Origin of the sequence: Pseudoroseicyclus aestuarii (assembly GCF_003217255.1) — a bacterium.
GTDB classification, from domain to species: domain Bacteria; phylum Pseudomonadota; class Alphaproteobacteria; order Rhodobacterales; family Rhodobacteraceae; genus Pseudoroseicyclus; species Pseudoroseicyclus aestuarii.
Genome location: NZ_QJTE01000001.1, coordinates 787734 through 814317, shown reverse-complemented (window position 1 = coordinate 814317; position 26584 = coordinate 787734). Strand labels below are relative to the sequence as shown.

Genomic DNA, 26584 nt, shown 5'->3' with positions numbered 1-26584 from the left:
GCATCAAAGGCCGATGAGCAGCAGGTTCTGGTACATGCCGAAGAGCGCGGTAACGAAGATCGTCACCATGCCGATCGCCTGCGTCCAGAAGCGGTGGCGCAGCAGACGCTGCACCATCAGCTCGTTGTCGGGATCCTCGGCCTCCATCCGCCGCGCCAGCGCCACGCCCATCGCGGCAACGCCGATCAGCGGCAGCAGCAGGAAGGCCAACGCCTGCGCGATCTCGATCCAATGCCAGAACCCCAGCACCAGAAGCGCGGACCCCGCGAAGCCCGCCGCACCGACCAGCCAGGGCCCCATGCGCCGGCTGATGGCCGTCGTGCGCAGCACCTGCACCCGCACCAGGTCGCGCAGGTCCTGCATCGCCTCTCCGCCCTGCCGGCGCGCCCGCACGATCATGTCGTAGGGCACGCCCAGCACCCAGTGGCTCGCCATCGACCAGGCGAGGGCCAGCATCAACCAGTACCACAGGCTCGAGAAGGAGCGGGTGTCGATCACCTGCAGGAGCGCCTTGGTCAAATCCACGCTTGGGCCTTCTTGGAGTGAATCGGCCGGACCCTAGCGATCCGCGCGCGCAATGCCCAGAGCAGCCGCACCGCTGCGGCCTTGCGGCGCATCTCGGCCCGTGCCACCCCGTGGCCACACTTCCCGGAGACCGCCGATGACCAGCCCCTCTGCCCCAGCCCCCGCCTTTCCGGCCCACCGCCCGCGCCGCCTGCGCCGCAGCCCGGCGCTGCGCGCGATGGTGCGGCAGACGGCGCTGACGCCCGCAGACCTGATCTGGCCGGTCTTCCTGATGGAGGGCGAGGATGCCGAGGCGCCCGTCGCCTCGATGCCCGGCGTCTCGCGGCGCACCGTGGACCGCATCGTCCCCGCCGCGCGCGAGGCCGCCGATCTCGGCATCCCGGCGATCTGCCTCTTTCCCTATACCGCCGCCGAGGCGCGGACCGAGGATTGCGCCGAAGCCTGGAGCCCCGAGAACCTGACAAACCGCGCGATCCGCGCGATCAAACAAGCGGTGCCCGAGATCGCGGTGATGACCGACATCGCGCTCGACCCCTACAACATCAACGGCCAGGACGGCTACGTCGAGGATGGCTACGTCGTGAACGACCGCACGGTCGAGGCGCTGGTCCGCATGGCGCTGGCGCAGGCCGAGGCCGGGGCCGATATCCTCGGCCCCTCGGACATGATGGACGGCCGGATCGGCGCGATCCGCGCCGCGCTCGAGGCCGAGGGGCACGGCCATGTCGCGATCATGAGCTATGCAGCCAAGTTCGCCTCCGGCTTCTACGGCCCCTTCCGCGATGCGGTCGGCGCCTCCTCCGCGCTCAAGGGCGACAAGACGACCTACCAGATCGACCCGGCCAACCGCGACGAGGCGCTGCGCATGGTCGCGCGCGACCTTGCCGAAGGGGCCGACATGGTCATGGTCAAGCCCGGCATGCCCTATCTCGACCTCTGCGCCGCCGTGAAGGACCGCTTCGAGGTGCCGACCTTCGCCTACCAGGTCTCGGGTGAATACGCGATGATGCAGGCCGCCATCCAGAACGGCTGGCTGCAGGGCGAGGCGGTGATGATGGAAAGCCTGCTGGCCTTCAAGCGCGCCGGCTGCGACGGCATCCTGACCTACTTCGCCCCCGAGGCCGCGCGGGCCTTGGGGTAATCCACCTCTTCTCTTTGCAAATATCCCCGCCGGAGGCTCCGCGGCCTGCCGGCGCGAACCCGCCGGGGCCTCTCTTGCTGATGACACCGCGCCCCTGCCCGCCTATGCTGGCCAAAAGGCGCCCCGGCAGAGGGCGCGCAGGGCACATGAGGGCAGAGACATGGATCATCGCAGGATCGGCCGGCGCGCCGTCATCGCGGGCGGCGCGGCAACCCTGACGGCGGGGCTCGCGGGCTGCGGCAACGGCGTAGGCTCGGACGGGGCCGCGCGGATCGACGCGCGGGTGCAAAGCACGCTGGACTACATGTACCGCGAATACCCCGGCACGCGCGAGCTGTCGCAAAGCGCGCGCGGCATGCTGGTGATGCCGCTGGTGACAGAGGCCGGCCTCGGCCTCGGCGGCTCCTACGGGCGCGGCGCGCTGCTGGTGGGCGAATCGATCGTCGATTACTACTCCGCCGCCTCGGCCAGCGCTGGCCTGCAGATCGGCGCGCAGCAGTTCAGTCACGTGCTGTTCTTCATGACCGAAGAGGCGCTCTCGGGCTTCCGCCGCTCCTATGGCTGGGTCGCCGGGGCGGATGTCGATTACGCGATCTCGGACCGGGGCGAGACGCTGCGCGCCGATTCCACCACCTCGCTCTCGCCGGTGATCGCGGTGATCTTCGCCCAAAGCGGGCTGCGCCTGGGCGCCACGCTCGAGGGCGTGAAATACACCCGCATCATCCCCTGATCCTACCCGCTGACGCTGCGCTGGATCGCGGGCGGCACAGAGGTCCGCACCCGCTCGAGGTCGGGAGAAAAGCCGATCCCCTCCTGCGCCCGGGCCCAGGCCTCGCGCGCCATCTCGCGCGCGGCGGCAGCGATCCCCGGATCGGGATGGCGCGCGAGGGCCGAGAGGCGTTTCTGCAGCGCGATCTGCACCTCGGCCTGGCCCTGCCCGTCGCGGGCGATCATCGCGAAGCCGTCGATCAGCAGGTCCAGCGGATCGAGCGGCGGGATCCAGAGCCGGTCGTTTGCGACCTCTCCGGGTACCTCGATCTCGTCGCGCCAGCTTTCGATGATCCGGCCGATGCGGCCGATCACGTCGAGCGCGGTGCCGGTATCGTTCATCCCCGGCGATAGCGCCTTGCTGCCAATCTCGGCCAGCATGACGAGGCCGAAGCGCGGGTCCTGCTCCACCGTGCGCAGGGCGCCCATGTGGATGGAGGCGAGCACCTTCTCGTCAAAGGCCTCATCGCCGCCGCTGGCATGGGCGATGATCTCCTCGCGGTGCACGAAGCGGCCCACCGGCGCGACGACCCAGAGGCGCAGATCAGCCTCTTCGCAATGCTCCTGCAGGCTCTCCTGGTAGATTGCCTGGATATAGCCGGTCTTGCCCGACCTGATGGGCCTCAGCCCCTCCGGCACCTCACGTAGCGCGTTGCCGCCGAGACAGGGCTGCTTCATCCGCATCTCGAAGGCCTGCGTCGCCTCGCGCTCCACACGGGCCGTCGTGTCGATCAGGCTGCCCAGCGACTGGAGCTTGAGGATCCAGCGCAGGATCATCACCACGATCAGCACCATGACCAGCAGCGTGGTCAGGTAGAGCATGACGATCTCGCGTTCCCCGTAGAAGGGGGTCGAGAGGATGATGATCGCGCTGAGCGAATAGATCCAGGCGCCGACGAAGGTCGCCAGCACCGTCTGCATCGTCGTATCCGCCAGCAGCATCCGGTGCGCCCGCGGCGTCCATTGCGACGAGGACCACTGGTAGACCGCGATCATCACCGAAAGCGAAAAGGTCGTGACCGAGAGCATTGAGGTCGAGATGATGTCGAGAAGGCGGTTCAGCGCATCCGCACCGATCGCCTCGGCCATGCCCTCGGGGATCAGCGGCCCCAGCAGCTTGGCAAGGGCCACGCCGAGGACCCCCATGACGGAAATGGCGGCGACCCGCACCCAGAGGCGGCGGGACAGGCGATGGAGCTTGCGCAGGGCGGTCGAAAACATGCGCCCTTCTCCGGGCAAAGCCGCCTCTGGACAAGGGCGAAGTTCGCCTGCCATTCAGTCCTGCGCCGCCTCAGGAGAGCCGATGCCTAGCATGCCTGCCACGCCCGTTCCCCTTCTTCTGCTGGCCGCCGGACGGTCCAGCCGGATGCGCGGGCGCGACAAGCTTGCCGAGGTGGTCGAGGGGGAGCCGCTGCTCAGGCGCATCGCCCGCCACTGCATCGAGGCGGGGGCCGAGGTCCACGTCGCCTTGCCCGATGCGGACCACCCACGCCGCCGGCTTCTGGAGGGGCTGTCGGTCACGCCGCTCTTCCTGCCGGCCTCGGCCGAGGGGATGGGCGGCACGCTGCGCGCCGGCGTCGCGGCGCTGCCGCCGGCCGCGCAAATCGCGGTCCTGCCAGCGGACCTGCCGGAGCTTCTGCCCGATGACATTCGCTACGTCCTGCAAGCGCCTGCTATCGCACCGCAAGCGTTGATCTGGCGCGGGACCTCGCAGGACGGGCGGCCCGGGCACCCGGTGCTCTTTGACGCCAGTCTGCGCCCTCAGTTCCAAGAGCTTCGTGGCGACGAGGGCGCCGCGGCGATCGTGCGGGCGCAGCACGACCGGCTCTACCTGCTCCCCCTGCCGGAAGAACGGGCGATCCGCGATCTCGACACGCCCGAGGCCTGGGCGCAGTGGCGGCAGACTTCAGGCAACGGCTGAAGCACCTCACTCAGATCATTGTCAGGTCTCTAGAAAACAGAACGGCAAAACCAGCACGCGAGCCGCCCCTCAGACGACGAAGAGCCGCGCCTCGTTCTGGTCCAGCGCCCGCCGCGCCGCCGCCGGGCACTCGCTTTGGCTGCCGGTCTCGAGAGCGGGATAGAGCTCCAGCAGATCGCGGCGCTGAACACTGCCGATGACGCTGTGGTCGCCCGGCTGGAAGCACTCCGTCCAGGCGCCGTTCGACAGCACCACCTCGTGATCGTCGAAGGTCATGTGCAGGTAGGTCGTGCTCAGCAGCGACACCTCGTGCACCCCGCGCCGGCCCAGCAGGTGGCGCGCCGCCACGAGGACCTCGCTCTCGGCGAAGTAGAGGTGAAGCTGCGGGTTGGCGATCAGGACCCGGTGCCCCGGCGCCACCATCATCGGCTGTTCCGGCAGCCCGTTCCCCAGCGCCCCGGCCGCGATCATCACCGGACGCAGCGCCGGGCGCTTGGAAAAGGCCGCCGCGCCCATGTCGCGGCGCCCGGCCCAGCGGATCTCCTGAATGCCGTTGTCGCGCGTGATGACCCGGTCCCCGGGCCGCAACTGCTCGACCGGCACCTCGCCGCGCGGCGTCGCGATCATGATTCCTGGCGTGAAACTAGGCACCTGCGCTTCGACCTTCCACCTCTGCGCAACCCGGCGAAGCCCAGGGCACGCTGCCGCTCTGATGCCGCCAGCGCACTGGCGACCGCTTCGGAATAATGTCCGGAATACGGCGGCGAAAGCCCAATTGGGGCTTTAGGTGGGCCGAACTTGGCGACGAAGGGGCAATCCCCGTCACGCGGAACAGCCCCAGGCCCGGTTATCGTTTCCGTTTTGTCGCATATCAGCGGGCCTCGGCCTGAGGTCGAGCCGATACGAGCGAGGATTACCACCTATACGGGGGACAATCTCGCCCCGCCCGCTTTATGACAATTTTCTGGCGACCGAGCCCAACAGGCCTGCCGCCGAGGGAAACAATCTAAGAATGATCGGAAGACCGAGCACCCAGCCCGGACGATTCCAGCGGCGCGAGCCGCGGCCTCTGCCTCGGGTCCGTCCCCCAATCGCGCGATTGACCGCCCGCGCCGCCGCGGCTAGTGCTGCGCCCGTTGGCCGGTGTGGCGGAATGGTAGACGCAGCGGATTCAAAATCCGCCGCCGCAAGGCATGCCGGTTCGAGTCCGGCCACCGGTACCAGCCAACAGGGTGCGGCCTCCGCCTGCGCCCCGTGGCGTCTCAAGACTCCTGCCGCGGGTCGATGACGCAGGCGTGCCGTGCCGAAGGCTTGCCTGCCCCGGCGCCGCATGGTTCTGATCGCGGCGAGATCGCTGCCCAGAAGGACCCTCCATGTCGCGCCGTTTTCCGATCCTGATCGCCACCCTGGGGTCCCTCTTTCTGCTGGCCGCCGCCTACGGCTTCCAGTTCATGGGCTACCCGCCCTGCCACCTGTGCTGGTGGCAGCGCTATCCGCATTTCGCGGCCATCGCGATCGGGCTGCTGGCCCTCGGGATCGGCGGGCGCTGGCTGCCGGCGCTGGGCGCGTTGGCCATGGTCACGACCGCGGGCGTCGGCCTTTTCCACACCGGGGTCGAGCGCGGCTGGTGGGAGGGCCCGGCAAGCTGCACCGGCACCGGCCAGAGCCTCGGCTCCCTCTCGGGTTCGGATCTTCTGTCGACGACAGCCGCGCCGCGCGTGATCATGTGCGACCAGGTCAGCTGGGAGATGCTGGGCCTGTCGATGGCCTCCTGGAACATGCTGGCCTCGCTGGTGCTGCTGGCCTTCTGGATCCGCGCCATCCAGCGCAGCTAGGGCCTTTCCCTTCCGCGCCGGGCGCGGCATCCTTCGCCCCATGACAGATTGTATCCTGATCGGCGCCCCGGTCGACTGCGGCAAGCAGCGCCGGGGCTGTCTCATGGGGCCCGATGCCTATCGCACCGCCGGCCTTGTCGAAGCCCTGCAGGGGCTGGGCCATAGCGTCATGGACCGCGGCAACATGACGCCCGATCCCGCCGATCCGCCGCCCGTGGCGAACAAGGCGGTCCACCACCTGCCGCAGACCGTTGGCTGGACGCTCTCGCTGATGCGCGCGGCGCAGGAGGCGGCGAAGGAGGGCTTTCCCATCTTCATGGGCGGCGATCACGCGCTGTCGCTGGGCAGTGTCGCCGGCATGGCGGCCCATGCCGCCCAGCTGGACCGGCCGCTTTTCGTGCTCTGGCTGGATGCGCATACCGATTTCCACACGCTCGAGACGACGACCAGCGGCAACCTGCATGGCACGCCCTTGGCCTATGTCACCGGGCAAAAGGGCTTCGACCCCTTCCCGCCGCTGCCAAGCGTGATCCCGGTGGAGCGGGTGGGCCTGATCGGGCTGCGCAGCGTCGATCCCGAGGAGCGCGCGGCGCTCGAGGATGGCGAGGCGATGCTGGTCGACATGCGGATGATCGACGAGGTCGGCATCGCGAGGCCTTTGGGTACCTTCCTCGACAAGGTCGCGGCGGTGGACGGGCTCCTGCACGTCTCGCTCGACGTCGACTTCCTCGACCCGGCGGTGGCGCCGGCGGTCGGCACCACGGTGCCCGGCGGCGCCACGGTGCGCGAGGCGCATCTGGCGATGGAAATGCTCAGCGATTCCGGGCGGGTCTGCAGCCTCGACCTGGTGGAGCTGAACCCCTCGCTCGACGAGCGGGGGCGGACGGCCTCGCTGATGGTCGATCTCTGCGCCTCGCTGATGGGACGGCGGGTCTTCGACCGTCCCACCCCGCGCGGCGCCTGACGGTCGATAAGGGGCGGCCCCGAGGAGCCGCCCCTTTCGGTCATTCTGCCGGAGCAGAGCCTTCGGTCGGCAGCGGCTCGCCCCGCTTCGAGGGGTCTGCCGCCGGGTTGGGGCCAAGGTTCATGTACTCGTCGTGCACGTCGCTGGCCATGTTGTGCTCGGCCTCGCTGTCACTGCGGAACCGCATCCGGTGGCGGTGCACCATCAGGTCATCCCAGCGCAGCGCCCGCACCAGACCCCAGCCGATAAGCACCAGGACGATGGCAAAGGGGAACCCCGCAACCACCGCAGCAGCCTGAAGCGCACCAAGCCCGCCCGCCAGCAGCAGGACGGAGGCGACGGCACCTTCGGAGACCGCCCAGAACACGCGCTGGATCTTCGGCGGGTTGGGATCGCCGCCCGCCGTCAGCATGTCGATGACGAAGCTGCCCGAGTCGGAGCTGGTGACGAACCACATGACGATCAGAACCGTCGCGAAAAGCGAGGTCACGCTCGACAGCGGGAAGTATTCGAGAAGCGCGAACATGGTGTTGGCGTAATTCTCGCGCGTCGCCTCGATCAGGGTCGGATCGCCGGAGAGCGAGATGTCGATCGCCGTGCCGCCGAAGGCCGTGAACCAGAAGAACATGATCGTGCAGGGAATCAGCATGACGCCGACCATGAACTCGCGCACCGTGCGGCCGCGGCTGATCCGCGCGATGAACACGCCGACGAAGGGGGCCCAGCTGACCCACCAGGCCCAGTAGAACACGGTCCAGCCGACCTGCCAGTCGTTGCTCTCGTTGCCGCCGACCCAGCCTTCGGACCAAGTGCCCAGCTGAACGAAGCGCGACAGGTAATAGCCGTAGTTCTCGACGAAGCTGTCGAAGATGAACAGCGTCGGCCCGACGATCACCATGAAGGCCAGGAAGATCAGCGTCAGCACGATGTTGATGCTGCTGAGCCGCTTGATCCCGCCGTCGAGGCCGGCCAGCACCGAGATGGTCGCAAGGCCGGTGATGAAGGCGATGATCAGGATCTGCACCCAGGCCGCATCGGGCACACCGAAGAGGTCGGTCAGACCCGCATTGACCTGCGTGGCGCCAAGCCCCAGCGAGGTGACGATGCCGAACATCGTGCCGAAGACCGCGACGATGTCGACGACATTGCCCCAGAACCCGTAAATGCGGTCGCCGATCAGCGGGTAGAGCGTCGAGCGGATCGACAGCGGCAGCCCCTTGCGGAAGTGGTAGTAGGCCAGCGCCAGACCAACCACCGCGTAGATGGCCCATGCGTGGAAGCCCCAGTGCATGAAGCTGATGGCCATGGCCTCCTGCGCCGCCTCGACCGTCTCGCTATCTGCCAGCGGGGCGGCGAAGAAGTGGTACAGCGGCTCCGAGACGCCCCAGTAGATCAGGCCGATGCCGATGCCGGCGCTGAACAGCATCGCGGTCCAGGAGAAGACCGAATACTCCGGCTCCTCGTCCATCCGGCCCAGCCGGACGTCCCCGAAGGGCCCGAGGCCGAGAAAAAGTACCAGCAGCACCATCAGGTTGACGATGATGATCATCGCCCAGCCGAATTCCCCCGCGAGGAAGTTCTGCGTGCCGACGAAGACCTCGTTCGCCAGATCGTTGAACAGCGCGCCGAAGATAATGAAACTGATGATCAGCCCCGCCGAGACGATGAAGACCGGTCTGTTGACCTTCGGGAATATCCAGAAACGGTCCTGTGGGATCCTGTTCGACAAGGGCGAGCTCCTCCTGTGCTGCGTCGTCATGGGTCCCGTCGAAGTGATCACTTCTCCGGGATCGCAGCGAGTGTACCCCGGCAGGCCCCTTCTGGAATGGGTGGCGGCAAAGAAAATCGCGTTCCTGCGGCAGATCGGCACTGCGGCCCGGAACGCAAACGGGCCGCCCGATGGGCGGCCCGCAAAGCTTGGACAAAGCGCGGCAGATCAGCGCTTGGAGAACTGGAAGCTCCGGCGAGCTTTCGCACGGCCGTACTTCTTCCGCTCGACCACGCGGCTGTCGCGGGTCAGGAAGCCGGCGGCCTTGAGCGCGCCGCGCAGGCTGGGGTTGTACAGCTGCAGGGCGCGCGAGACGCCATGCTTGACCGCACCGGCCTGGCCCGAGAGGCCACCGCCTTTGACGGTGGCATAGACGTCGAACTCACCCTCGACACCGGCCACCTGGAACGGCTGGCGCAGGATCATCTGCAGCACCGGACGGGCGAAGTAGGTGTCGATCGGCTTGCCGTTGACGGTGACCGTGCCGTTGCCCGGCTTGATCCAGACGCGGGCGACCGCGTCCTTCCGCTTGCCGGTGGCATAGGAGCGGCCCTGCTCGTCGCGCACGGGCTCGCGCGGGGTTTCGTCCGCAGCTTCGGTGCCCAGAACGCCGCCGGCCTCGGCGGTGACCGCCTCGCCGAGCTCTTCCAGAGAGTTGACTTGTTCGGCCATTACAGAGTCCTCGTGTTCTTCTTGCTCATGGACTTCACGTCCAGAACCTCGGGCTTCTGCGAGTCCATGCCGTGCTCGGTGCCGGCGAAGATGCGCAGATGGGTCATCTGCTGACGGCTCAGGCGACCGCCGGGCAGCATGCGCTTGACGGCCAGCTCGACGACCCGCTCGGGGTGCTTGCCCTCGAGGATCTCGGCCTTCGTGCGCGACTTGATGCCGCCCGGGTGGCCGGTGTGCCAGTAGTGGTGCTCTTCGCGCTTGCGCCCCGTCAGCTGCACCTTGTCGGCGTTGATGACGATGACGTTGTCGCCCATGTCCATGTGCGGCGTGAAGCTAGGCTTGTGCTTGCCGCGCAGACGCATGGCGATGATCGAGGCGAGGCGGCCGAGAACGACGCCCTCGGCGTCGATCACGATCCACTTCTTCTCGATATCCGCCGGAGTCGCGGAAAAGGTTTTCATTGCGTCGTCCTTGATTGCAAACGCCGCGTGGGTCGGCCCCGCGCGGCGCAAATTCGATGAGCCGGGTTTTACCTGTACGCCTGTCGCAGTCAAGAGCGGGCTTTCGTGATTTATATAGGTAAATCAGTGACTTGAAAATAAGGTATTATTATACCCCATAATTCAGGCCTCCAGCACCGGTGGCGCCGCCTCCAGAAGCGCCAGGAGGCGCGACAGCCCGGCCACCAGCCGCGCCTCCTGCGCCTCGCCGGTCACCGAAAGCCGCACCGCATTGGGGGCAAGGCCGCCGATCAGTGCGAATTCATCCGCCGCGCGCAGGCGGATATCCTGCCCCTCGGCCGCGCGGACAAAGGTCGAGGCGCGCCAGCCCTTGGGCATCGGCAGCCAGGCGAAGGGCACCTTGTCGCGGGTGACCACACCGTAGGCCCCCAACTCGCGCTGCACGATGGCATTGCGCTGCGCGATCGTCGCATGGACCGCCCGCCGCACCCGCGCGGCCTCACCCGAGGCGAGGACGGCTGTCCCCAGCTCCGTCAGGGGGCGCGGCAGGCCGTAGATCTGCCGCTGCACGGTGGCGCGCAGGTCAGTCGCCCGCCCCTCGGGCGTCAGCACCACGCCGAGCCGCAGCTCGGGGCTGAGGGATTTGGACACAGAGGTCACGATCCAGCTGCGGTCCGGTGCGAGCACGCGGTAGCCGGCCTCCATGCCGCCGGCACCGAAGCAATCGTCATCGACGATTTGCACCGCCCGGCGCCGCGCGATCTCGGCCACCGCCTGGCGCCGCTCGGGGCTGGTGCGCACGGTGGTCGGGTTATGCGCCTCGGCGGTGGTGCAGAATATCTGGGCGCCGCTGTCGCGCAGCACCCGGTCGAGCGCATCCGGCAGCGGCCCCTCGGCATCCATCGGAACGCCCACCACCTGCGCCCGGGTCAGTCCGGCGGCATGGCGGATGCCGGAATAGGCCAGTTCCTCGGTGGCGACGACAGGATGCGGCCCCCGCAGCAACATCTGGAACAGCACCACCAGCCCGTGCTGCGCGCCCATCGTCGGCACCAGCACATCGGGCCCCACCCGGCCGTAGGAGGGGCGCGCCAGCCAATCGGCAAGCGCGGCGCGCAGGGCGGCATCTCCGGCCGGCTGCGGATAGCCGATCCAGTCACCCGGCTTCGGCGCCGGGAGCGAGGTCATCAGCCGGTGCAGCATCGCGCCCTGCCCCACGTCCGCGACCTGCGCGGTGGCGAGGTTCAGCATCCCCGCCCGTAGGTCCGGCAGCAGTGGCGCCGGCTCGTCCTGCGGCTCCTCCTGTGGCGCCTCCTGCGAGGGGCCGGCTCCGGCCTCTGCCTCGCCGGGATCGGCGACGAAGGTGCCGCGCCCGACCTGCGCCGCGAGAAGGCCATCCTCCACGAGGTCGCGGTAGGCCCGTGCAACGGTGCCCGGCGTCACGCCAAGGCGGTAGGCCACCTCGCGGACCGGCGGCAGCCGATGCCCTACCGGCAGCACCCCCTCGGCGATGGCCTCGCGAATGGCGGCATTGATGCCGCCATGACGCGTCGCGGCTCGCGGGTCGGGGTCAGGAAACCAGATTGTATCCGTCACAATAATGTATTGGACCTTCGCTGGCGAGGATTGTATCTATGATTTATCAGATCACGAAACTTGTTTCAATACAATAGGTGTGTCATTTCCGTCATGCGTCCTGCCATCTCCCTGCCCGATGCGCCGCACCGCCGGGCCACCCACAAGCCCCTCGCCGTCCTTCTGGCGCGCTGGCGCGAGCGCGCGCGCAGCCGTCGCCAGCTCTCCCTGCTCGAGCCGCACCTGATGCGCGACATCGGCATCGACCACGTCGAGATGCGCGGCGAGGCGCTGAAGCCATTCTGGAGAAGCTAGGTCCCGCTTCTCCCGATCCTGGGCCGGAGCTTTGCTTCGGCCTTTTTTTATGCGCTACAGCCCGTAAAGGGCCGAGAACTTCTCTTCGAGATAGCGCAGCAGCGGCTCGGGCGTCGGCGCCTCTCCGGTCGCGGCCTCGATGGTCTCGCGCGGCAGGCGCAGCGCGCCGTGCCGTTGCACCGCCTGCCGCAGCCAGCCCGTCGCCGGCCCGGTGTCGCCCCGGGCAAGCGCCGCATCGAGATCCGGCAGATCCCGCCGCATCGCGGCCTCGAGGCAGCCGGCATAGACATTGCCCAGGGCATAGGTCGGAAAGTACCCGAACAATCCCTCGGACCAATGCACATCCTGCAGCACGCCATGGCTGGGACGGTCGACGGCAAAGCCGAAATCCGCCTCGAAGCGGTCGTTCCAGGCCGCTTCGAGATCTCGCACGGGCAGATCGCCCGAGATCAGCGCCCGCTCAAGGTCGAACCGCAGCATGACGTGCAGATTGTACTGCAGCTCATCCGACTCGGTGCGGATATAGGTGTCCGCCACGCGGTTGACCGCCGCATGAAAGGCCTCGGCATCGGCCAGCCCGAGGTCGCCGAAATGGCTTTGCGTCCGCCCGAAGAGCCAGCCGGTGAAGGCGCGGCTGCGGCCGATCTGGTTCTCGTAGATGCGGCTCTGGCTTTCGTGCACGCCCATGGAGGCGCCGCGACCCAGCGGCGTCAGCAGGTAGGCCGGATCGACGCCCTGCTCGTAGGCGGCATGGCCGACCTCGTGGATCGTCGAATAGATCGCGTTGAATGGATCGTCGGGCTGGGTCCGCGTGGTGATCCGCACATCCTGCCCCGAACCCGAGGAGAAGGGATGCACCGCCTTGTCGATCCGGCCCCGCGACAGGTCGTAGCCGAAGGCCAGCGCCAGCTCGCGCGTCAGGGCCATCTGCGGCTCTTCGGCGAAGTGCCCCTCCAGAGCCGGCGCCGGCGCCGCCTCGCGCACGGCCCCGCGCAGCGCGACGAGGCGGGGGCGCATCGCGCCGAACAGCGCATCGAGCTGGGCGCCGGTGATCCCCGGCTCGTAGCTGTCGAGAAGCGCGTCGTAGGGATCGCCACCCTCAGAGAGGGCGGCGGCCTCTTCGCGGCGCAGCGCCACGATCCGCTCGAGCGTGGGCAGGAAGGCGGCGACGTCCTCGGCGGCGCGCGCCTCGGCCCAGATGCCGTGCCCGAGGGAGGTCGTGCGCGCGATCTCGGCCGCCAGCTTCGCCGGCACCTTGGTCGCGCGGTCCAGATCGCGGCGGATCTCGCGCAGCATCGCCTGCTGCGCGGGGCCTTCGGGCTGCGCGGCCTCCAGCCAGTCCGCGATACGCGGATCGGTGCGCCGGGCGTGCAGCACGCCCTCCATCGCCGCATTCTCCTCGCCGCGCTGCTCGGCAGCGCCGCGGGGCATCACCGTCTCCTGGTCCCAGCCGAGCCGGCCGGCGACCTGCGCCAGCGCCTCGGTCTCGCGCTGGAAGGCCATGAGATCGTCGAAAGCGGTCATCGCGTACCTCGGATGCTGGTGCCATAGGGATAGCGGGCAAGGAATCGCAGCCGCAGGATCAGCACCCAGAGCAGCACGGCGCCGAACTGGTGCGACAGCGCGACATGCAGATGCGCCGCCGTCAGCGCCGTGACGATGCCAAGCACGATCTGCAGCGCGACCATGGCGAGCATCATCCAGCCCGCCGCCCGCGTCGCGGGATGCGGCGAGCGGCGCGCGCGCAGCACGACGACAACGGCAAGCGCGGCGAGCAGGTAGCCTGCCATCCGGTGGATGAACTGCACGAGGCCCGGGTTCTCGAAGAAGGCGCGCCATGTGGCGCCGCCGTCCGGGACATAGAAGGCATTGGCCGGGAAGAAGTCCCCGTTCATCGAGGGCCAGGTCGGAAAGGCGCGCCCGGCGTCGATGCCCGCCACCAGAGCGCCGAGCAGGATCTGCAGCATCATCAGGTGCATCAGCCCCGTCGCCCCGCCGAACAGCCGCCGCTCGCCGGCGCGGCGGGCCTGCAGAAGCTCTGCCTCGCGGCGCCCGAGACGCAGGATGTACCAGGCGATCAGCCCGAGGATCCCGAAGGCGAGGCCAAGGTGCGTCGCCAGCCGGTAGGATGCGACGGTGACCTGCCCTGCCTCGAGCCCGCTGGAGACCATCCACCAGCCGATCGCACCCTGCAGGCCCACAAGCACACCGATCGTCAGAAGGCGCGAGGTCCAGCCCGCGGGCACCCGCCGCGTCGCGGCGAAGAAGGCAAAGCCGAGGAACCAGACGAGACCGATGGTCCGGCCAAGCTGCCGGTGCCCCCATTCCCACCAGTAGATCGACTGGAACTGCGACAGGCTCATGCCCTCGTTCATCAGCTCGTACTGGGGGCTGGCGCGGTAGGCGTCGAACTCGCTTTGCCAGTCGGCGGCATTCATCGGCGGGATCGCCCCGGTGACGGGGGCCCATTCGGTGATCGACAGGCCCGAATCGGTCAGGCGGGTCGCGCCGCCGACGGCGATGATCGCGACGACCATGACGAAGAGCACCGCCAGCCAGATGCGCAGCGCGCCGCGCGCGTCGCGGCGGCCGCGGTCGATGCCGCCCGGCGTGGCGGTCGCCCGCTGGTCGGTGGTCACATCCTGGAACACGGGGCGGGACGGTTTCGCCATGCGGCACTCTCCTGTCAAAGCGCGGGCAACCTAGGCCAGCCGCCCCCTTGCCACAAGGCGTCCGGATGCCGCGCCTTCATGCCGCGACGATGTCAGCCGCGGTCCTTCCAGCGGACCATCTGGCGCATGATGCCGTGCAGGATCTGCACGTCGGGCCGGGTCAGCGGCATGCGGCTGAAGAGATTGCGCAGGGTCATCTTCATATGCGGCGCCTTGCCCTCGGGAAAGAAGAAGCCGGCCTCTTCCAGCCGCTCTTCCCAATGGCCCGCCAGATGCGCCACGTCGCCTTGTGTGGCCCAGTCCGCCCCCGCCATCTCGACCCGCCGCGCCTCTGCGGTGCCCTCGGCGCGCCGCCATTCATAGGCCATGAGCAGCACGCATTGCGCGAGGTTGAGCGAGGCGAACTCGGGGTTCACCGGCACCGAAACGATGGCATTGGCCAGCGCGATGTCGTCGTTCTCCATCCCCGCCCGCTCGGGGCCGAACAGCACGGCGGTCTGCTCGCCCCGCGCCGCGCGTTCGGCGGCATCGGCCATCGCGACCTCGGGCGTCAGCACCGGCTTGGTCAGGCCGCGGGGACGCGCGGTCGTGGCATAGACATAGGTGCAATCGGACACGGCGGCGGGCGTGTCCTCGGTCAGCATCGCGCCGTCCAGCAGCCGCCCCGCGCCGCTGGCCATGGCGGTGGCCTTGGGGTTGGGCCAGCCGTCACGCGGCGCGACAAGGCGCATCCGGTCGAGTCCGAAATTCCACATCGCCCGCGAGGCCGCACCGATGTTCTCGCCCATCTGCGGGCGGATCAGGACGAAGACGGGCGGCATGGCGGCACTCCTGATGGGGACGCGGGGTCTTACCCGCTGCCGGGCCCGGGGGGCAACCCGCCCCCTCGCCTTTTGCCGCGCGGGCCGGTAACAGGCGCCGGATATCGCTCAGGAGGCTCCATGACCGATCAGCCGCAGCTTTACCTCGTCTCGCCGCCCGAGATCGACCTCGAGACCTTCGTTCCGCGCCTCGAGGCCTGCCTCGATGCCGTGCCGGTGGCCTGCCTGCGGCTGGATCTGGCCACACGCGACGAGGATGCGATCGCCCGCGCCGCCGATACCCTGCGCGAGATCGCCCATGCCCGCGACATCCCGCTGGTGATCACCGATCACTGGCTGCTGGCCGAGCGGCTGGGCCTTGACGGCGTCCACCTGTCCGACGGGCCGCGGCAGGTCCGCAAAGCGCGCAAGGCGCTGCCCGAGGATGCCATCGTCGGCGCCTTCTGCGGCACCTCGCGGCACGACGGGATGACCGCCGGCGAGGCGGGCGCCGATTACGTCGCCTTCGGCCCGGCGGGCGAGACGGCGCTGGGCGGCGGCGCCCGCGCCGAGGCCGAGATGTTCGGCTGGTGGAGCGAGATGATCGAGCTGCCGGTGGTGGCCGAGGGCGCGCTCGATCCGGTCACGCTCAGGGCGCTGGCGCCGGTGACGGACTTCTTCTCGCTGCGCGAGGAGATCTGGGGCGAGGCCGATCCCGCCGCGGCCCTGCGCGGGATCTACGACGCGCTGACCTGATCCGTCTCCGCGAGAGGCAGGCCGGAGCGCACGGCCTCTTCAAGCGCGCGGGCCAGCACCTTGCGGTTCGGCGCATCGCCCGCCCGCTGCGGCGGGTGATAGCGCAGGACCACCCTGCCCTGCCGCTTTTGCGCAAGCACCTGAAGCAGATGCGCGCCAAAGTTCATCTCGCCCCACCAGCCGTAGAAGCGCGGATCGCTGCCCTCGGGCGCGTGATAGGCGAGGCTTGCGGGCTGCAGCCAAAGCGTCTCGACACCCGGCGCGGCGAAGGCGGCCAGCAGCGTCGGCTTGAAGGGCAGCACCCGCCGCCCGTCAGTCGATGTCCCCTCGGGGAACAGCACCAGCCGGTGCCCGGCCCGCAGCCGCGCGCCGAGCAGCGCGACCTGCGCCGAGGCCTCGCGCCGGTCGCGGCGGATGAAAAGCGTGCCGGTCGCGCGCGCGAGCCAGCCGATGCCGGGCCAGGAGGCCACCTCTTCTTTGCTGACGAAATAGACCCGCGCGGGCGCGTTCAGCACAAGGATGTCGAGCCAGCTTGAATGGTTGGCGACGATGGCGCCGCCCTGCCGCATCGGCTGCCCCTCGACCCTCAGAGGCAGGCCCAGAAGCCAGAGCGATCCGCGGCAGACGGCCCGCGTGATCCAGGGCGTCACCGGGCGCCGCAGCCCCCAGATCAGCCGCTCCGCCGGGCGCAGGAGCAGCGTCAGCACGAGGCCCGTCACCATCAGAAGGGCCAGCGGCACACCGCGGCGCAGCGCGCGCAGCCAGCCCGCCAGGCCCGGGGCCGCCCCCTCTGGCGGCGGCGGCCCCTGCCAGGTGGGGCCCGCCTGCTGCACCGTGACAGGCCGTTCCGTCATCCCGGCTGGGGCGCTTCGTAAAACCGCCGCCCCTGCGGCGTGACCTGCGCGGCGTCGAGGATCATGCAGACATCGGTGGTGTTGAAGGCCCGGTCGACGAAGACCCCCTCGCCGACCTTGCCGCCAAGCCGCAGGTAGGCCTTGATCAGCGCCGGCATCGCCAGCATGGCCCGGCGGCGGTCGACCGGCCCTGCCGGCGCCGGCAGAACCGCGCCGCCGCGCGCGCACACGCGCAGGTCCGCCGGGGCCAGATGCGCCTCCTGAAGCAGGGACAGAGGCTCTGCCAGCGCCGCAAGGTCGGTGCCGTGGAAGGAGGCGGTGCCGAAGAGCACCTCGTATCCGTGGTCCGAGACATGGGCGCTAAGCCCTTGCCACAGATGCATCATCGCCGGCCCGCCGCGGTACTGCGGATGCAGGCAGGATCGCCCCAGCTCCAGCAGGCTGCGGCCACTCGCCCTGAGCGGCGCAAGGTCGAACTCCGCCTCCGTGTAGAAGCGCCCGGCAGCGACCGCCGCCGCATCGTCCATCAGCCGGTAGAGGCCGACCACGGCTTCTTCCGGCGCGCGCGTCTCGTCCAGCAGCAGAAGCTGTGTGGCATGATCGTCGAAGGCGTCCCGCTCGCGCCGGGCGGCATGATCGACGAGCGGGCCGTCCCCGCCCAGCTCCTCGACGAAGACGGCGTAGCGCAGCCGCTCGGCCGCGGCGCGATCCGCCGCATCGCGCGCCAGGCGCAGCGAAAAGCGCGGCTGGGGCGTCGCGGGGGCCTGGCGGGGCTGCGGGCGCGTCATCGGCCTCGTCTTCGGCAGGAACGGGGTGCCGCCCTCCTAGGACCGGCCCGGTGCGATGGCAACAGGGCCGGCATTGACAGGCGTGCCCCCGCCGCTACCCTGGGTTGTATCCGCGCGACCATAACCAATTGTTAAGGATCAGGTGGACAGGATGATCAAAGCGACACGGGAACTGTCGATCGTCACCTTGCCCTCATCCCGGAAATTCACCGTGATCCTTCCGCCGATCATCGATTGCACCTGCCCGTCGCCCCAGTCCGGGCGATCGGGATGCCGGACGATCATGCCGGGCGACAGGATCGCATTCGTGCCCAGGTGCCGCGTCTCGTCGCTCATGGTCGCCTCGTGAGCCAGGGGGTGAAGGAGCTGGCCGATGACACGCTCGACCCGGTCGCCCTTGCCTGCTCGCGCATCTGCCACGATCTTGTCAATCCGCTCAGCGCCATCGCCGGCGGGGCCGAGCTTCTGGGCCTGCAGGCCGGCTCCTCGCCGGAGCTGGCGCTGGTCAGCGAAAGCGTCGCCGCCGCCATGGCGCGCATCCGCTTCTTCCGCATCGCCTTCGGCGCGCCGGGCGAAGGGCAGAGCATCGCCAGCCGGGAGATACGGACCCTGCTCGAAGAGCTGCAGCGCGGCAGCCGCATCCAGTACGACTGGCGCAGTGAGGCGGCGCATCACCGCGCCGATCTGCGCGCCGTTTTCCTGCTGATGCAGTGCTGCGAGACAGCGATGACCGCTGGCGGCACCATCAAGGTCGAGAATGGCGACACCTGGACCATCGAGGTCACCGCCAAGCGGCTGAACCGGGACCCCGCGCTCTGGGACAGGTTGACAGCCCCGCCGCGCCCGGCGGATGGGCTCCCCCCGTCCCATGTCCACTTCCTGTTGCTGCCGCAGGTCTTGTCCCAGCTTGGCCGCAGGCTGCGGATCGAGGCGAACGAGACGGCGCTGACGGCGCGCTTCTGACCGCTGGTCCGGCGGGGCCTGCCTGCGCTAGACCGGGATGCATGACACAGACCCTGACCGCTGAAGACATCATCCACCGCCTCGACCTCGCGCCGCATCCCGAGGGCGGGCATTACCGCCAGACCTGGAAGGCCGAGGCCGCAGAGGGCCAGCGTCCCTCCGGCACCGCAATCCTCTTCCTGCTGGCAGAGGGCGAGCGGAGCCATTGGCACCGCGTCGATGCGACCGAGATCTGGCACTACCACGCCGGCGCGCCGCTGATCCTGTCACTGGCCGCGACAGAGGACGGCCCGGCGGAGGACCTGCCTCTCGGGCCCGACATCGCAGGCGGCGCGCTGCCGCAACGCATCGTGCCGCCCCGGGCCTGGCAATCCGCGCGCAGCACGGGGGCCTGGACCCTCGTCTCCTGCACCGTCAGCCCGGGCTTCACCTTCGACGGCTTCGAACTGGCCCCGGCCGGTTTCGACATCCCCCGCGCATGACGACACCGGAAGAGATCGACACACGCGGGATGCGCTGCCCCCTGCCGGTGCTGCGGGCGCAGAAGCGGCTGCGGGCGATGCCGCCAGGCGCGGTGCTGCGGGTGCTGGCCGACGATCCGGTGGCGCTGATCGACATGCCGCATTTTTGCGCCGAGGCCGGTCACGACTACCTTGGCGCCAGCGACGAGGGCGGCAGCCAGGTTCACCTGATCCGAAAGCAGAACGGGCGGCCCTAGGGCCGCCCGTTCAAGGTCGAAAGCGCGCCTGGCCTCAGCGGCCGAGGGCCCACCAGCCACGCCGCTTCGGGCGCGCGGGCTTTTTCTCTTCGGCCGGGGCGGCCTCTTCGGCGGCTGCCGGCGCGGGCTCGGCGGCTGCCGGCTCCGGCGCGGGCTCTTCCGCCGCGGCGGTCTCCGTCACCACCGGCTCGGGGCCGGAGAGCGGGCCGGGCATCTCTGCCTCAGCGGCAGCCGGCTCGGGCTGCTCGGTCGAGGGCAGCGGCGTGTTCGGCACGGCGGCCTCGGGTGCGGCCTCGGCCTCGCCCGGCTGCTCCGCGGGGGCCTCTGCGGCCTCGGGGGCCGGATCGGCCTTGCGGCGGCGCGACCGGCTGCGGCGCGGCTTCTTCGCGGGCTGCTCGCCCTCATCCGTGGCCGGGGCCTCGGTCTGCGCGGCAGGCTCGGAGGCCTCCTGCGCGGCGGCATCGTCGCCGTCGTCGTCGGAGGACTGATCCCCGGACTCGCCGTTGTCGCCGTTCTCACCGTTGCCGCCCCGCCGACGCCGACGCCGACGACGCTTCTTCTTCGGCTTGCCGTCCTCGTCGCTGTCGTCAGAGGAGTCCTCGCCGCCGGAGCGCGCCTCGGAGGCAGCCTCCTGCGCGGGTTCCGGCGCCTCTTCCTCTTCCTCGGGCTCGTCGTAGGGCAGGTTGTCGTCCTCGCCCGGGATCGCCTGGGCCAGCTCCATCGCCGGCACCAGCTCGGGCAGCACGCGCGTCGCGGTCTTGAACTTCTCGATCGAGAAGTCGGGCGCGATCAGCGCACCGTCGCCTTCCAGCCGCACCGCCATGTCGTAGCGCTGCTCGATCGCGGCGATATGCTCGCGCTTGTAGTTGATGAGGAAGTTCAGGACGCCATAGGGCACCTTCAGCAGAACTTCCTTCGACCGCCCGCGCGTGCCCTCTTCCTCGAGGCTGCGCAGGATGCCGAGCGCGACGTTCTCGTCCGAGCGGATCAGGCCGGTGCCGTGGCAATGGGCGCAGGGCTGCGTCGTCGCCTCGAGCATGCCGGGCCGCAGGCGCTGACGGCTGAGCTCCATCAGGCCGAAGCCCGAGATGCGGCCAACCTGGATGCGCGCGCGGTCGGACTTCAGCTTGTCCTTCATCCGCTTCTCGACGGCGGCGTTGTTCTTGCGCTCGTCCATGTCGATGAAGTCGATGACGACCAGACCGGCGAGATCGCGCAGGCGCATCTGGCGGGCCACCTCTTCGGCGGCCTCAAGGTTGGTCTTGAGCGCGGTCTGCTCGATCGAGCCTTCTTTCGTCGCCCGGCCGGAGTTCACGTCGACGGCGACCAGCGCCTCGGTGATGCCGATCACGATGTAGCCGCCGGAGGGCAGCTGCACGACCGGGTTGAACATGCCGGTCAGCGTGCTTTCGACCTGGTGCCGCGCGAAAAGCGGCATCGGATCGGCATAGGGCTTCACGTTGCGGGCATGGCTGGGGACGATCATCTTCATGAAGTCCTTGGCCGTGCGGTAGCCCTGGGCCCCCTCGACGATGACCTCGTCGATCTCGCGGCTGTAGAGGTCGCGGATCGAGCGCTTGATCAGGTCCCCCTCCTCGTAGATCAGCACCGGCGCGATGGATTCCAGCGTGGTGGCGCGGATCTGCTCCCACTGGCGCTGAAGGAACTCGTAGTCACGCTTGATCTCGGACTTGGTCCGCTGCGATCCGGCGGTGCGCACGATCAGCCCGGCGCCCTTCGGCACCTCGAGGCTGCCGGCGATTTCCTTGAGCTTCTTGCGATCGGCGGCATTGGTGATCTTGCGGCTGATGCCGCCGCCACGGGCGGTGTTCGGCATCAGGACGCAGTAGCGGCCGGCTAGCGAAAGGTAGGTGGTCAGCGCCGCGCCCTTGTTGCCGCGCTCTTCCTTGACGACCTGGACCAGCATGATCTGCCGGACCTTGACGACCTCCTGGATCTTGTAGCGGCGCGGACGGGCCTTGCGGGCGGCGGGACGGACCTCGTCGCTCTCGTCCTCGTCGGCGACGGATTCGATGTCGTCGTCCTCGGTGTCGTCGTCGTCGCCGAGGGTCTCCATGCCAGCGGGCTCTTCACCCTCGTCGCGGGCGATGGCGTCATCGGCCGTCTTGGCCGCGCGCGACCGGCGACGCGGCTTGGCGTCCTTTTCCTCGTCCTCCTCGTGGAGGCTCTCGGCATAGGCGCGCTCTTCCTCGAGCAGCGCCTCGCGGTCGGCCACGGGGATCTGGTAGTAGTCGGGGTGGATCTCGGCGAAGGCGAGGAAGCCGTGCCGGTTGCCGCCGTAATCGACGAAGGCCGCCTGCAGCGACGGCTCGACCCGCGTTACCTTCGCGAGGTAGATGTTGCCGGCGAGCTGACGCTTCGCCGCGCTTTCAAAATCGAATTCCTCGACCTTGTTTCCGTCGACCACCACGACGCGGGTCTCTTCCGCGTGGGTGGCATCGATGAGCATTTTCTTTGCCATTGTATCCGATCGCACGACAGGCACGGCGGCGCCCCCGAAAGGGGCCGCGTCATCCCGGCGTGTCTGATTGAGGCGATACCCGTGCCAGCGCCGCCGGGGCCCCTTGGGGCCTCACCTCGGTCGCCTGTAAGTCGCACGCGTTGCATCGCGGTTCTTCCCTGGCGGAGCATCTCCGCCGATTGATGACCTGCCGCGACGCAGGGCCACTGGCAGGGTTGTTCCGGGCCCACCGGACGCTGACGTCTCTGGGGCCGGTGTCGTCCGTCTCGTCTGGGGGTCCAGTCGGGCGGAAAATCCGTCGGGCGGCGTCGTCTGGCGGCGCCTTCCCGGTACTGCCTACATAACGACAGTTGAAGGGGTGTTACAATGACCAATGCAGAGGCGCCTGCACTGGCCTTGCAATCCTTGGCCCGCGGGGGCGCGGCCCGGCGCCGCCGCCCCCGTCTGGGCCGTTACAGGTAGTCAGAGCGCTGGAGGGCGTATTTCGCCATCTTTTCGTTCAGCGTCCGGCGCGGCAGGCACAGCTCGTCCATGACGGCGACGATGCTGCCCTTGTGGCGGCGCATGGTATTGTCGATGAGCATACGCTCGAAGGCCTCGACGAACTCCTTGAGCGGCTTGCCCTCGGTGGTCATCGCCTGCTCCGTCTGCTCCCCCTCGCCTGTCATCAGCAGGGAGGCGATGGAGCCCGAGCCGCGGCGGTTCTGCAGCACCGCCCGCTCGGCGACGTTGTTCAGCTGGCGCACGTTGCCCGGCCAGGGCGCCTGCAGAAGCTGCGCCGCCTCCTGCGCCGAAAGCTCGGGCGCGTCGCAGCCGTATTCATCCGCGTATTGATCGCTGAGGCGGGTGAAGAGGGTCAGGATATCCTCGCCGCGCTGGCGCAGCGGCGGCACGACGATCTTCAGCGCCGCGAGGCGGTAATAAAGGTCCTGCCGCATCACGTCCTGGCAGGTCTTGCCCTCGTCCTGAAGGTTGCAGATCGCGACGATCCGCGTCTCGGACGGGGTGCCCTGCTCGTTGATCGCCGTCAGAAGCCGCGCCTGCAGGCCCTGGCTAAGCGATTCGATGTCCTCGAGCACCAGCGTGCCGCCGCGCGCCTCTTCCAGCGCGGGCAGCGGATCGCCTTCCCCGGCGGGGCCGAAGAGGCGCAGCGCCAGCCGCTCGTCGTCGTACGCGGCGCAGCTGAGCAGGACGAACTTCTTCGCCGCGCGGCTGCCGACGGCATGAAGGGCGTGCGCGACGAGGGTCTTGCCGGTCCCGGTCTCGCCCTCGATCAGGACATGGCCGTCGGCCTGGCCCAGATCGAGGATATCCTCCTTCAGACGCTCCATCACCGGCGAGGTGCCGATCAGCTTGCTCATCAGGGCGCTGCCGTCCGACAGCTCCTTGCGCAGGGCGCGGTTGTCCAGCTGTAGGCGGCGGGCCTGCGTCGCCTTCTTGGCAAGCTCCGTCATCCGGTCGGGATTGAAGGGCTTTTCAAGGAAATCGAAAGCGCCGACGCGCATCGCCTCGACCGCCATGGGCACGTCGCCGTGCCCGGTGATCATGATGACCGGCAGCGTGGAATCCACGCTTTTCAGCCGCTTGAGCAGTTGCATGCCGTCCATGCCCGGCATCTTGATGTCCGAGACGACGATGCCCGGGTAATCGGGGCCAAGCGCTTTGAGCGCCTCTTCCGCGCTGGCATAGGTTTCCGTGTCGAACCCCGACAGCGACAGCCACTGGCTGACGGACTGCCGCATGTCCCTCTCGTCGTCGACGATCGCGACCTTCATCGCCTTGCTCATGGCCTCTCCTTGTTATTCTGCGGCGGCGGCATGCTGCTCGATCAGCGGCAGTTCGACCTCGAAGATCGCGCCGCCGGCCCGGGCGTTGCGCGCCGTAAGGCGCCCGCCCAGGTCGGTCACGATGCCGGAAGAGATCGCTAGGCCGAGACCGACGCCGTCGCCGGGTTGTTTGGTGGTGTAGAACGGCTCGAAGAGAGCATCCAGATCCTCGATGCCCGGGCCGTTATCACGAATCGTCAAGACCATGCGTTCGCCGGCCGTCAGCTCGATGCCGATGACCGGATCGGCCTGCTCCTTGGTGGCGTCGAGCGCGTTGCGCAGCAGGTTGATGATCACCTGCTCGAGGCGCAGCCTGTCGCCGAGGATCATCACCGGCTCGGGCGGCAGCGACCGCTCGATCCCGACGGAGCGGGTCTTGAGCTGCGGCTCCATCATCGCAAGCGCGGAAGAGACGGCGCTGCGCACGTCGAGCGGGGCATAGGCCTCCTGCCCCTTGCGGGCGTAGCTTTTCAGCTGGCGGGTGATCGCGCCCATGCGGTCGATCAGGTCATCGATCCGCTGGAAGCTCGACAGCGCCTCGTCGTGGCGGCGGCGCTGCAGCAGCAGGCGCGCCCCGGCGAGGTAGGTCTTCATCGCCGCCAGCGGCTGGTTCAGCTCGTGGCTGACGGCGGCCGACATCTCGCCCAGCACGGCCAGCTTGCTCGATTGCGCGATGGTCTGCTCTGCGCTTTCGAGGTTGCGCTCGACCTTCTGGCGCTGCGCGATCTCGCGTTGCAGGCGCATGTTCAGCTGCCGCAGCTGGTCGCTTTCACGCCGTACGAGGACCAGCCGCATCGCGCTTTTGCGCGAGGACAGCCAGAAGGCGCCGGCCAGCAGGATGGCGAAGCCCATGATCTCCAGCGCCAGAACGCCGTTCACCTTCTCGCGCACGCTGGAATAGGCGGTGTAGCCGATCATCGTCCAGCCCTGGAACGGCACCCGCATCTCGCGGCGCAGCACGGCCTCGCCGCTGAGGTAGGCGTCGATCGGCAGCGCGGCCCAATCCTGCGTGACACGCAGCGCCCGCTCGATGGCGCCGGGCGCCGATTGCCGGCGCAGGGCATCGGCCTCGGGGAAGCCCCGCCAGCGCGGCTCGGTCGAAAGGATCACCTCGCCTTCGGCATCCGTCACGATCACCGCATCGGTGGTGCCCGCCCAGCTTCGCTCAAGCTTGGCCAGATCGACCTCGACCGAGATCACGCCCAGCGTGTTGCCCTGGCTCTCGATCCGGCGGGAATAGAGAAAGGCATAGGCCCCGCCCTCGCGCCGGAAGCTGGTGAAGACGGTGGCGTTCGATCCGATCGCCTCGCTGAAATAGGGCGCACGGCGATGCGTCTCGCCCAGCCGCTCACGGTCGGTGGCGGCGACGATGCGCCCCTCGCGGTCATAGAGCATGAGGGAGGCGGCGCCGATCTCGTCGACGAAGGACAGCAGCCGCGCGGTCGAGCGGGAGTAATCGTTCGAGCTGAGCGCCCCGATCAGCTCCGCGTCGCGGGCCAGAAGCTGCGGTACGATGGAGTTTCGCTGCAGCTCGGCCATCAGGTTGCCGACGTAAAGCGTCAGCCGCACCTCGGCCCGGTTGCGCGTGCTCTCGGTAAAGCGCTGGGTCAGCCAGACATTGGTGGCCCAAACGACAGCCAGCGCGACGAGGCAGAAGAGCACCAGCGACAGCCGCGGCCAAAGCGGCCTGGACCGGCGCCTGTCGCGCTTCGGGGCATCGGGTGACCTCGTCATGGCGGCTAGAGTACCTCTGCGCCGGGGCGCGGGGCAAGCGCGCCGCGCCTCACCCGCCCTGCGCGCGCGGGATCCCGCGGCCAGCCGCGGTCAGGCAGCCTCGAAGGCCGCGGTGAGGCCGCGGAACAGGGCCTGCCCGTGCACGCCGCCCTGCACCGGATCCACCGCCCGCTCGGGATGCGGCATCATGCCCAGCACGCGGCGGTTCTCGCTCAGGATACCGGCGATGTCGTTCATCGAGCCGTTGACCGGCTCGGCATAGGTGAAGGCGACGCGGTCCTCGGCGGCCAGTCGCGTCAGCGTCTCGCTGTCGGCGACATAGTTGCCGTCGTGATGCGCGACCGGCAGGCGCAGCGCGGCGCCGGCGGTATAGGCGCGGGTGAAGGCGCTGTCAGAGGTCTCGGTCCGCAGGGCGGCCTCGCGGCAGACGAAGCGCAGCCCGGCGTTGCGCATAAGCGCGCCGGGAAGCAGCCCGCTTTCGGTCAGCACCTGAAAGCCGTTGCAGACGCCCAGAACGTAGCCGCCGCGCTGCGCGTGCTGCACGACCGACCGGATGACCGGCGAATTGGCGGCGATGGCGCCGCAGCGCAGGTAGTCCCCGAAGGAAAAGCCGCCCGGCACCGCGACGAGGTCGATGCCTCGCGGCAGGGCCGTGTCCTTGTGCCAGACCATCTCGACCTCGGCCCCGGCACCCTTCAGCGCCACGGCAAGGTCGCGGTCGCAGTTCGATCCGGGAAAGACGAGGACCGCAGCCTTCACGCGCGGCCCTCCTGCCCCGGGATCTCGATCCGGTAGGATTCGATGACCGTATTGGCCAGCAGCCGCTCGCACATCTCGCGCACCAGCGCCTCGGGATCGGCGAGGCCGTCCTCGAGCTCCAGCTCGATCAGCTTGCCCTGACGGACGCCGCCGACGCCGTCGAACCCCAGCGCCGAAAGCGCGTGACGCACCGCCTCGCCCTGCGGGTCCAGGACGCCCTGTTTCAACATGATCTCGACCCGGGCCTTCATGCGCGCCGCCTTCTCTTCATCGTGCCGCCCCTCGCC

General features: G+C 69.0%; 28 protein-coding genes and 1 tRNA gene. 11 read left to right on the top strand and 18 right to left on the bottom strand.

Going from position 1 to position 26584, the window contains the following annotated elements; genetic code table 11:
- Positions 1-3 precede the first annotated feature (3 nt).
- The gene (locus DFP88_RS03795) at positions 4-525 is read right to left on the bottom strand and encodes a component of SufBCD complex (protein WP_110813087.1); all 522 of its coding nucleotides are present in this window, start codon (positions 523-525) and stop codon (positions 4-6) included.
- A gap of 136 nt (positions 526-661) precedes the next feature.
- On the opposite strand from DFP88_RS03795, the gene hemB reads away from it, so the two are divergent.
- Both hemB and DFP88_RS03785 read left to right on the top strand, forming a co-directional pair.
- Entirely contained in the window at positions 662-1666 is a 1005-nt protein-coding gene (hemB, locus tag DFP88_RS03790; protein ID WP_110813086.1) for a porphobilinogen synthase, read from the top strand.
- 160 nt (positions 1667-1826) lie between these two features.
- Positions 1827-2396 (top strand): lipid-binding SYLF domain-containing protein, encoded by a 570-nt coding sequence (locus tag DFP88_RS03785; protein ID WP_110813085.1) that lies wholly within the window; start codon positions 1827-1829, stop codon positions 2394-2396.
- Positions 2397-2398: 2 nt separating this feature from the next.
- Here the strand turns inward: DFP88_RS03785 and DFP88_RS03780 are convergent, their stop codons facing one another.
- Positions 2399-3655, bottom strand: coding sequence for a DUF2254 domain-containing protein (locus tag DFP88_RS03780; RefSeq protein ID WP_181418550.1), 1257 nt, complete (start codon positions 3653-3655; stop codon positions 2399-2401).
- A 91-nt stretch (positions 3656-3746) separates the two neighbouring features.
- On the opposite strand from DFP88_RS03780, the gene DFP88_RS03775 reads away from it, so the two are divergent.
- Entirely contained in the window at positions 3747-4355 is a 609-nt protein-coding gene (locus tag DFP88_RS03775) for a nucleotidyltransferase family protein (RefSeq protein WP_110813083.1), read from the top strand.
- A 69-nt stretch (positions 4356-4424) separates the two neighbouring features.
- Here DFP88_RS03775 and DFP88_RS03770 read toward each other — a convergent pair whose 3' ends face one another.
- Entirely contained in the window at positions 4425-5069 is a 645-nt protein-coding gene (locus DFP88_RS03770; RefSeq protein WP_425450807.1) for a Hint domain-containing protein, read from the bottom strand.
- Positions 5070-5494: 425 nt separating this feature from the next.
- Here DFP88_RS03770 and DFP88_RS03765 point away from each other — a divergent pair.
- From DFP88_RS03765 to rocF, 3 genes are all read left to right on the top strand, one after another.
- Positions 5495-5578 (top strand) — tRNA-Leu (locus tag DFP88_RS03765).
- 150 nt (positions 5579-5728) lie between these two features.
- Positions 5729-6190 (top strand): disulfide bond formation protein B, encoded by a 462-nt coding sequence (locus DFP88_RS03760; RefSeq protein WP_110813081.1) that lies wholly within the window; start codon positions 5729-5731, stop codon positions 6188-6190.
- Between the two features lie 40 nt (positions 6191-6230).
- On the top strand, positions 6231-7154 hold the full coding sequence (gene rocF, locus DFP88_RS03755; RefSeq protein ID WP_110813080.1) for an arginase: 924 nt from the start codon (positions 6231-6233) through the stop codon (positions 7152-7154).
- A 40-nt stretch (positions 7155-7194) separates the two neighbouring features.
- On the opposite strand, the gene DFP88_RS03750 is transcribed toward rocF, so the two are convergent.
- The 4 genes from DFP88_RS03750 to DFP88_RS03735 form a co-directional block, all read right to left on the bottom strand.
- The gene (locus DFP88_RS03750) at positions 7195-8883 is read right to left on the bottom strand and encodes a BCCT family transporter (RefSeq protein ID WP_245904662.1); all 1689 of its coding nucleotides are present in this window, start codon (positions 8881-8883) and stop codon (positions 7195-7197) included.
- Positions 8884-9090: 207 nt separating this feature from the next.
- The gene (gene rpsI / locus DFP88_RS03745) at positions 9091-9594 is read right to left on the bottom strand and encodes a 30S ribosomal protein S9 (protein ID WP_110813078.1); all 504 of its coding nucleotides are present in this window, start codon (positions 9592-9594) and stop codon (positions 9091-9093) included.
- Positions 9594-10055 (bottom strand): 50S ribosomal protein L13, encoded by a 462-nt coding sequence (gene rplM / locus DFP88_RS03740; RefSeq protein ID WP_110813077.1) that lies wholly within the window; start codon positions 10053-10055, stop codon positions 9594-9596. The genes rpsI and rplM overlap by 1 nt, the downstream gene beginning before the upstream one ends.
- 162 nt (positions 10056-10217) lie before the next feature.
- Positions 10218-11651, bottom strand: coding sequence for an aminotransferase-like domain-containing protein (locus DFP88_RS03735; RefSeq protein WP_110813076.1), 1434 nt, complete (start codon positions 11649-11651; stop codon positions 10218-10220).
- A gap of 93 nt (positions 11652-11744) precedes the next feature.
- On the opposite strand from DFP88_RS03735, the gene DFP88_RS03730 reads away from it, so the two are divergent.
- Positions 11745-11945 (top strand): YjiS-like domain-containing protein, encoded by a 201-nt coding sequence (locus DFP88_RS03730; RefSeq protein WP_110813075.1) that lies wholly within the window; start codon positions 11745-11747, stop codon positions 11943-11945.
- 54 nt (positions 11946-11999) lie between these two features.
- On the opposite strand, the gene DFP88_RS03725 is transcribed toward DFP88_RS03730, so the two are convergent.
- The 3 genes from DFP88_RS03725 to DFP88_RS03715 all read right to left on the bottom strand — a co-directional run bounded on the left by DFP88_RS03725 (position 12000) and on the right by DFP88_RS03715 (position 15438).
- Entirely contained in the window at positions 12000-13469 is a 1470-nt protein-coding gene (locus DFP88_RS03725) for a carboxypeptidase M32 (RefSeq protein ID WP_110813074.1), read from the bottom strand.
- Positions 13466-14617 (bottom strand): heme A synthase, encoded by a 1152-nt coding sequence (gene ctaA, locus DFP88_RS03720; RefSeq protein WP_110813073.1) that lies wholly within the window; start codon positions 14615-14617, stop codon positions 13466-13468. The genes DFP88_RS03725 and ctaA overlap by 4 nt, the downstream gene beginning before the upstream one ends.
- Positions 14618-14709: 92 nt before the next feature.
- Positions 14710-15438, bottom strand: coding sequence for an RNA methyltransferase (locus DFP88_RS03715; protein WP_110813072.1), 729 nt, complete (start codon positions 15436-15438; stop codon positions 14710-14712).
- 120 nt (positions 15439-15558) lie between these two features.
- Between DFP88_RS03715 and DFP88_RS03710 the strand changes: the two genes are divergently transcribed.
- On the top strand, positions 15559-16173 hold the full coding sequence (locus DFP88_RS03710) for a thiamine phosphate synthase (protein WP_110813071.1): 615 nt from the start codon (positions 15559-15561) through the stop codon (positions 16171-16173).
- On the opposite strand, the gene olsA is transcribed toward DFP88_RS03710, so the two are convergent.
- From olsA to DFP88_RS03695, 3 genes are all read right to left on the bottom strand, one after another.
- Positions 16155-17027, bottom strand: a complete 873-nt coding sequence (gene olsA, locus DFP88_RS03705) for a lyso-ornithine lipid O-acyltransferase (protein WP_110813070.1) — start codon at positions 17025-17027, stop codon at positions 16155-16157. The genes DFP88_RS03710 and olsA overlap by 19 nt on opposite strands.
- Positions 17024-17815 (bottom strand): L-ornithine N(alpha)-acyltransferase, encoded by a 792-nt coding sequence (gene olsB, locus DFP88_RS03700; RefSeq protein WP_110813069.1) that lies wholly within the window; start codon positions 17813-17815, stop codon positions 17024-17026. The genes olsA and olsB overlap by 4 nt, the downstream gene beginning before the upstream one ends.
- A gap of 138 nt (positions 17816-17953) precedes the next feature.
- Entirely contained in the window at positions 17954-18151 is a 198-nt protein-coding gene (locus tag DFP88_RS03695) for a DUF3553 domain-containing protein (protein ID WP_110813068.1), read from the bottom strand.
- A 9-nt stretch (positions 18152-18160) separates the two neighbouring features.
- Between DFP88_RS03695 and DFP88_RS03690 the strand changes: the two genes are divergently transcribed.
- The 3 genes from DFP88_RS03690 to DFP88_RS03680 are packed head-to-tail and all read left to right on the top strand — an operon-like array spanning position 18161 to position 19496.
- Positions 18161-18778, top strand: coding sequence for a histidine phosphotransferase family protein (locus tag DFP88_RS03690; protein WP_181418549.1), 618 nt, complete (start codon positions 18161-18163; stop codon positions 18776-18778).
- A 53-nt stretch (positions 18779-18831) separates the two neighbouring features.
- On the top strand, positions 18832-19260 hold the full coding sequence (locus DFP88_RS03685) for a cupin domain-containing protein (protein ID WP_181418561.1): 429 nt from the start codon (positions 18832-18834) through the stop codon (positions 19258-19260).
- Positions 19257-19496 carry a sulfurtransferase TusA family protein gene (locus tag DFP88_RS03680; protein ID WP_110813065.1) on the top strand — a complete coding sequence of 80 codons (240 nt, stop codon included), beginning with the start codon at positions 19257-19259 and terminating at the stop codon, positions 19494-19496. The genes DFP88_RS03685 and DFP88_RS03680 overlap by 4 nt, the downstream gene beginning before the upstream one ends.
- Before the next feature lie 34 nt (positions 19497-19530).
- Here DFP88_RS03680 and DFP88_RS03675 read toward each other — a convergent pair whose 3' ends face one another.
- The 5 genes from DFP88_RS03675 to purS form a co-directional block, all read right to left on the bottom strand.
- Entirely contained in the window at positions 19531-21978 is a 2448-nt protein-coding gene (locus DFP88_RS03675; RefSeq protein WP_110813064.1) for an Rne/Rng family ribonuclease, read from the bottom strand.
- 452 nt (positions 21979-22430) lie between these two features.
- The gene (locus DFP88_RS03670; protein WP_110813063.1) at positions 22431-23765 is read right to left on the bottom strand and encodes a sigma-54-dependent transcriptional regulator; all 1335 of its coding nucleotides are present in this window, start codon (positions 23763-23765) and stop codon (positions 22431-22433) included.
- 12 nt (positions 23766-23777) lie between these two features.
- Entirely contained in the window at positions 23778-25538 is a 1761-nt protein-coding gene (locus DFP88_RS03665; RefSeq protein WP_110813062.1) for a sensor histidine kinase, read from the bottom strand.
- A gap of 90 nt (positions 25539-25628) precedes the next feature.
- Complete coding sequence (gene purQ, locus DFP88_RS03660) at positions 25629-26297, bottom strand: phosphoribosylformylglycinamidine synthase subunit PurQ (RefSeq protein ID WP_110813061.1); 669 nt, start codon at positions 26295-26297, stop codon at positions 25629-25631.
- Positions 26294-26548: a phosphoribosylformylglycinamidine synthase subunit PurS gene (purS, locus tag DFP88_RS03655; protein WP_110813060.1), complete on the bottom strand. Its 255-nt coding sequence runs from the start codon at positions 26546-26548 to the stop codon at positions 26294-26296. Before purS ends, purQ begins: the two co-directional genes overlap by 4 nt.
- Positions 26549-26584 lie beyond the last annotated feature (36 nt).

What these genes read in the sequence shown, in the direction of transcription:
- hemB (WP_110813086.1), top strand. Translation starts at nt 662, where the DNA reads ATGACCAGCCCCTCTGCCCCAGCCCCCGCCTTTCCGGCCCACCGCCCG.
- DFP88_RS03785 (WP_110813085.1), top strand. Translation starts at nt 1,827, where the DNA reads ATGGATCATCGCAGGATCGGCCGGCGCGCCGTCATCGCGGGCGGCGCG.
- DFP88_RS03780 (WP_181418550.1), bottom strand. Translation starts at nt 3,655, where the DNA reads ATGTTTTCGACCGCCCTGCGCAAGCTCCATCGCCTGTCCCGCCGCCTC.
- DFP88_RS03775 (WP_110813083.1), top strand. Translation starts at nt 3,747, where the DNA reads ATGCCTGCCACGCCCGTTCCCCTTCTTCTGCTGGCCGCCGGACGGTCC.
- DFP88_RS03760 (WP_110813081.1), top strand. Translation starts at nt 5,729, where the DNA reads ATGTCGCGCCGTTTTCCGATCCTGATCGCCACCCTGGGGTCCCTCTTT.
- rocF (WP_110813080.1), top strand. Translation starts at nt 6,231, where the DNA reads ATGACAGATTGTATCCTGATCGGCGCCCCGGTCGACTGCGGCAAGCAG.
- rpsI (WP_110813078.1), bottom strand. Translation starts at nt 9,594, where the DNA reads ATGGCCGAACAAGTCAACTCTCTGGAAGAGCTCGGCGAGGCGGTCACC.
- rplM (WP_110813077.1), bottom strand. Translation starts at nt 10,055, where the DNA reads ATGAAAACCTTTTCCGCGACTCCGGCGGATATCGAGAAGAAGTGGATC.
- DFP88_RS03730 (WP_110813075.1), top strand. Translation starts at nt 11,745, where the DNA reads ATGCGTCCTGCCATCTCCCTGCCCGATGCGCCGCACCGCCGGGCCACC.
- DFP88_RS03725 (WP_110813074.1), bottom strand. Translation starts at nt 13,469, where the DNA reads ATGACCGCTTTCGACGATCTCATGGCCTTCCAGCGCGAGACCGAGGCG.
- ctaA (WP_110813073.1), bottom strand. Translation starts at nt 14,617, where the DNA reads ATGGCGAAACCGTCCCGCCCCGTGTTCCAGGATGTGACCACCGACCAG.
- DFP88_RS03715 (WP_110813072.1), bottom strand. Translation starts at nt 15,438, where the DNA reads ATGCCGCCCGTCTTCGTCCTGATCCGCCCGCAGATGGGCGAGAACATC.
- DFP88_RS03710 (WP_110813071.1), top strand. Translation starts at nt 15,559, where the DNA reads ATGACCGATCAGCCGCAGCTTTACCTCGTCTCGCCGCCCGAGATCGAC.
- olsA (WP_110813070.1), bottom strand. Translation starts at nt 17,027, where the DNA reads ATGACGGAACGGCCTGTCACGGTGCAGCAGGCGGGCCCCACCTGGCAG.
- olsB (WP_110813069.1), bottom strand. Translation starts at nt 17,815, where the DNA reads ATGACGCGCCCGCAGCCCCGCCAGGCCCCCGCGACGCCCCAGCCGCGC.
- DFP88_RS03695 (WP_110813068.1), bottom strand. Translation starts at nt 18,151, where the DNA reads ATGAGCGACGAGACGCGGCACCTGGGCACGAATGCGATCCTGTCGCCC.
- DFP88_RS03680 (WP_110813065.1), top strand. Translation starts at nt 19,257, where the DNA reads ATGACGACACCGGAAGAGATCGACACACGCGGGATGCGCTGCCCCCTG.
- DFP88_RS03675 (WP_110813064.1), bottom strand. Translation starts at nt 21,978, where the DNA reads ATGGCAAAGAAAATGCTCATCGATGCCACCCACGCGGAAGAGACCCGC.
- DFP88_RS03670 (WP_110813063.1), bottom strand. Translation starts at nt 23,765, where the DNA reads ATGAGCAAGGCGATGAAGGTCGCGATCGTCGACGACGAGAGGGACATG.
- DFP88_RS03665 (WP_110813062.1), bottom strand. Translation starts at nt 25,538, where the DNA reads ATGACGAGGTCACCCGATGCCCCGAAGCGCGACAGGCGCCGGTCCAGG.
- purS (WP_110813060.1), bottom strand. Translation starts at nt 26,548, where the DNA reads ATGAAGGCCCGGGTCGAGATCATGTTGAAACAGGGCGTCCTGGACCCG.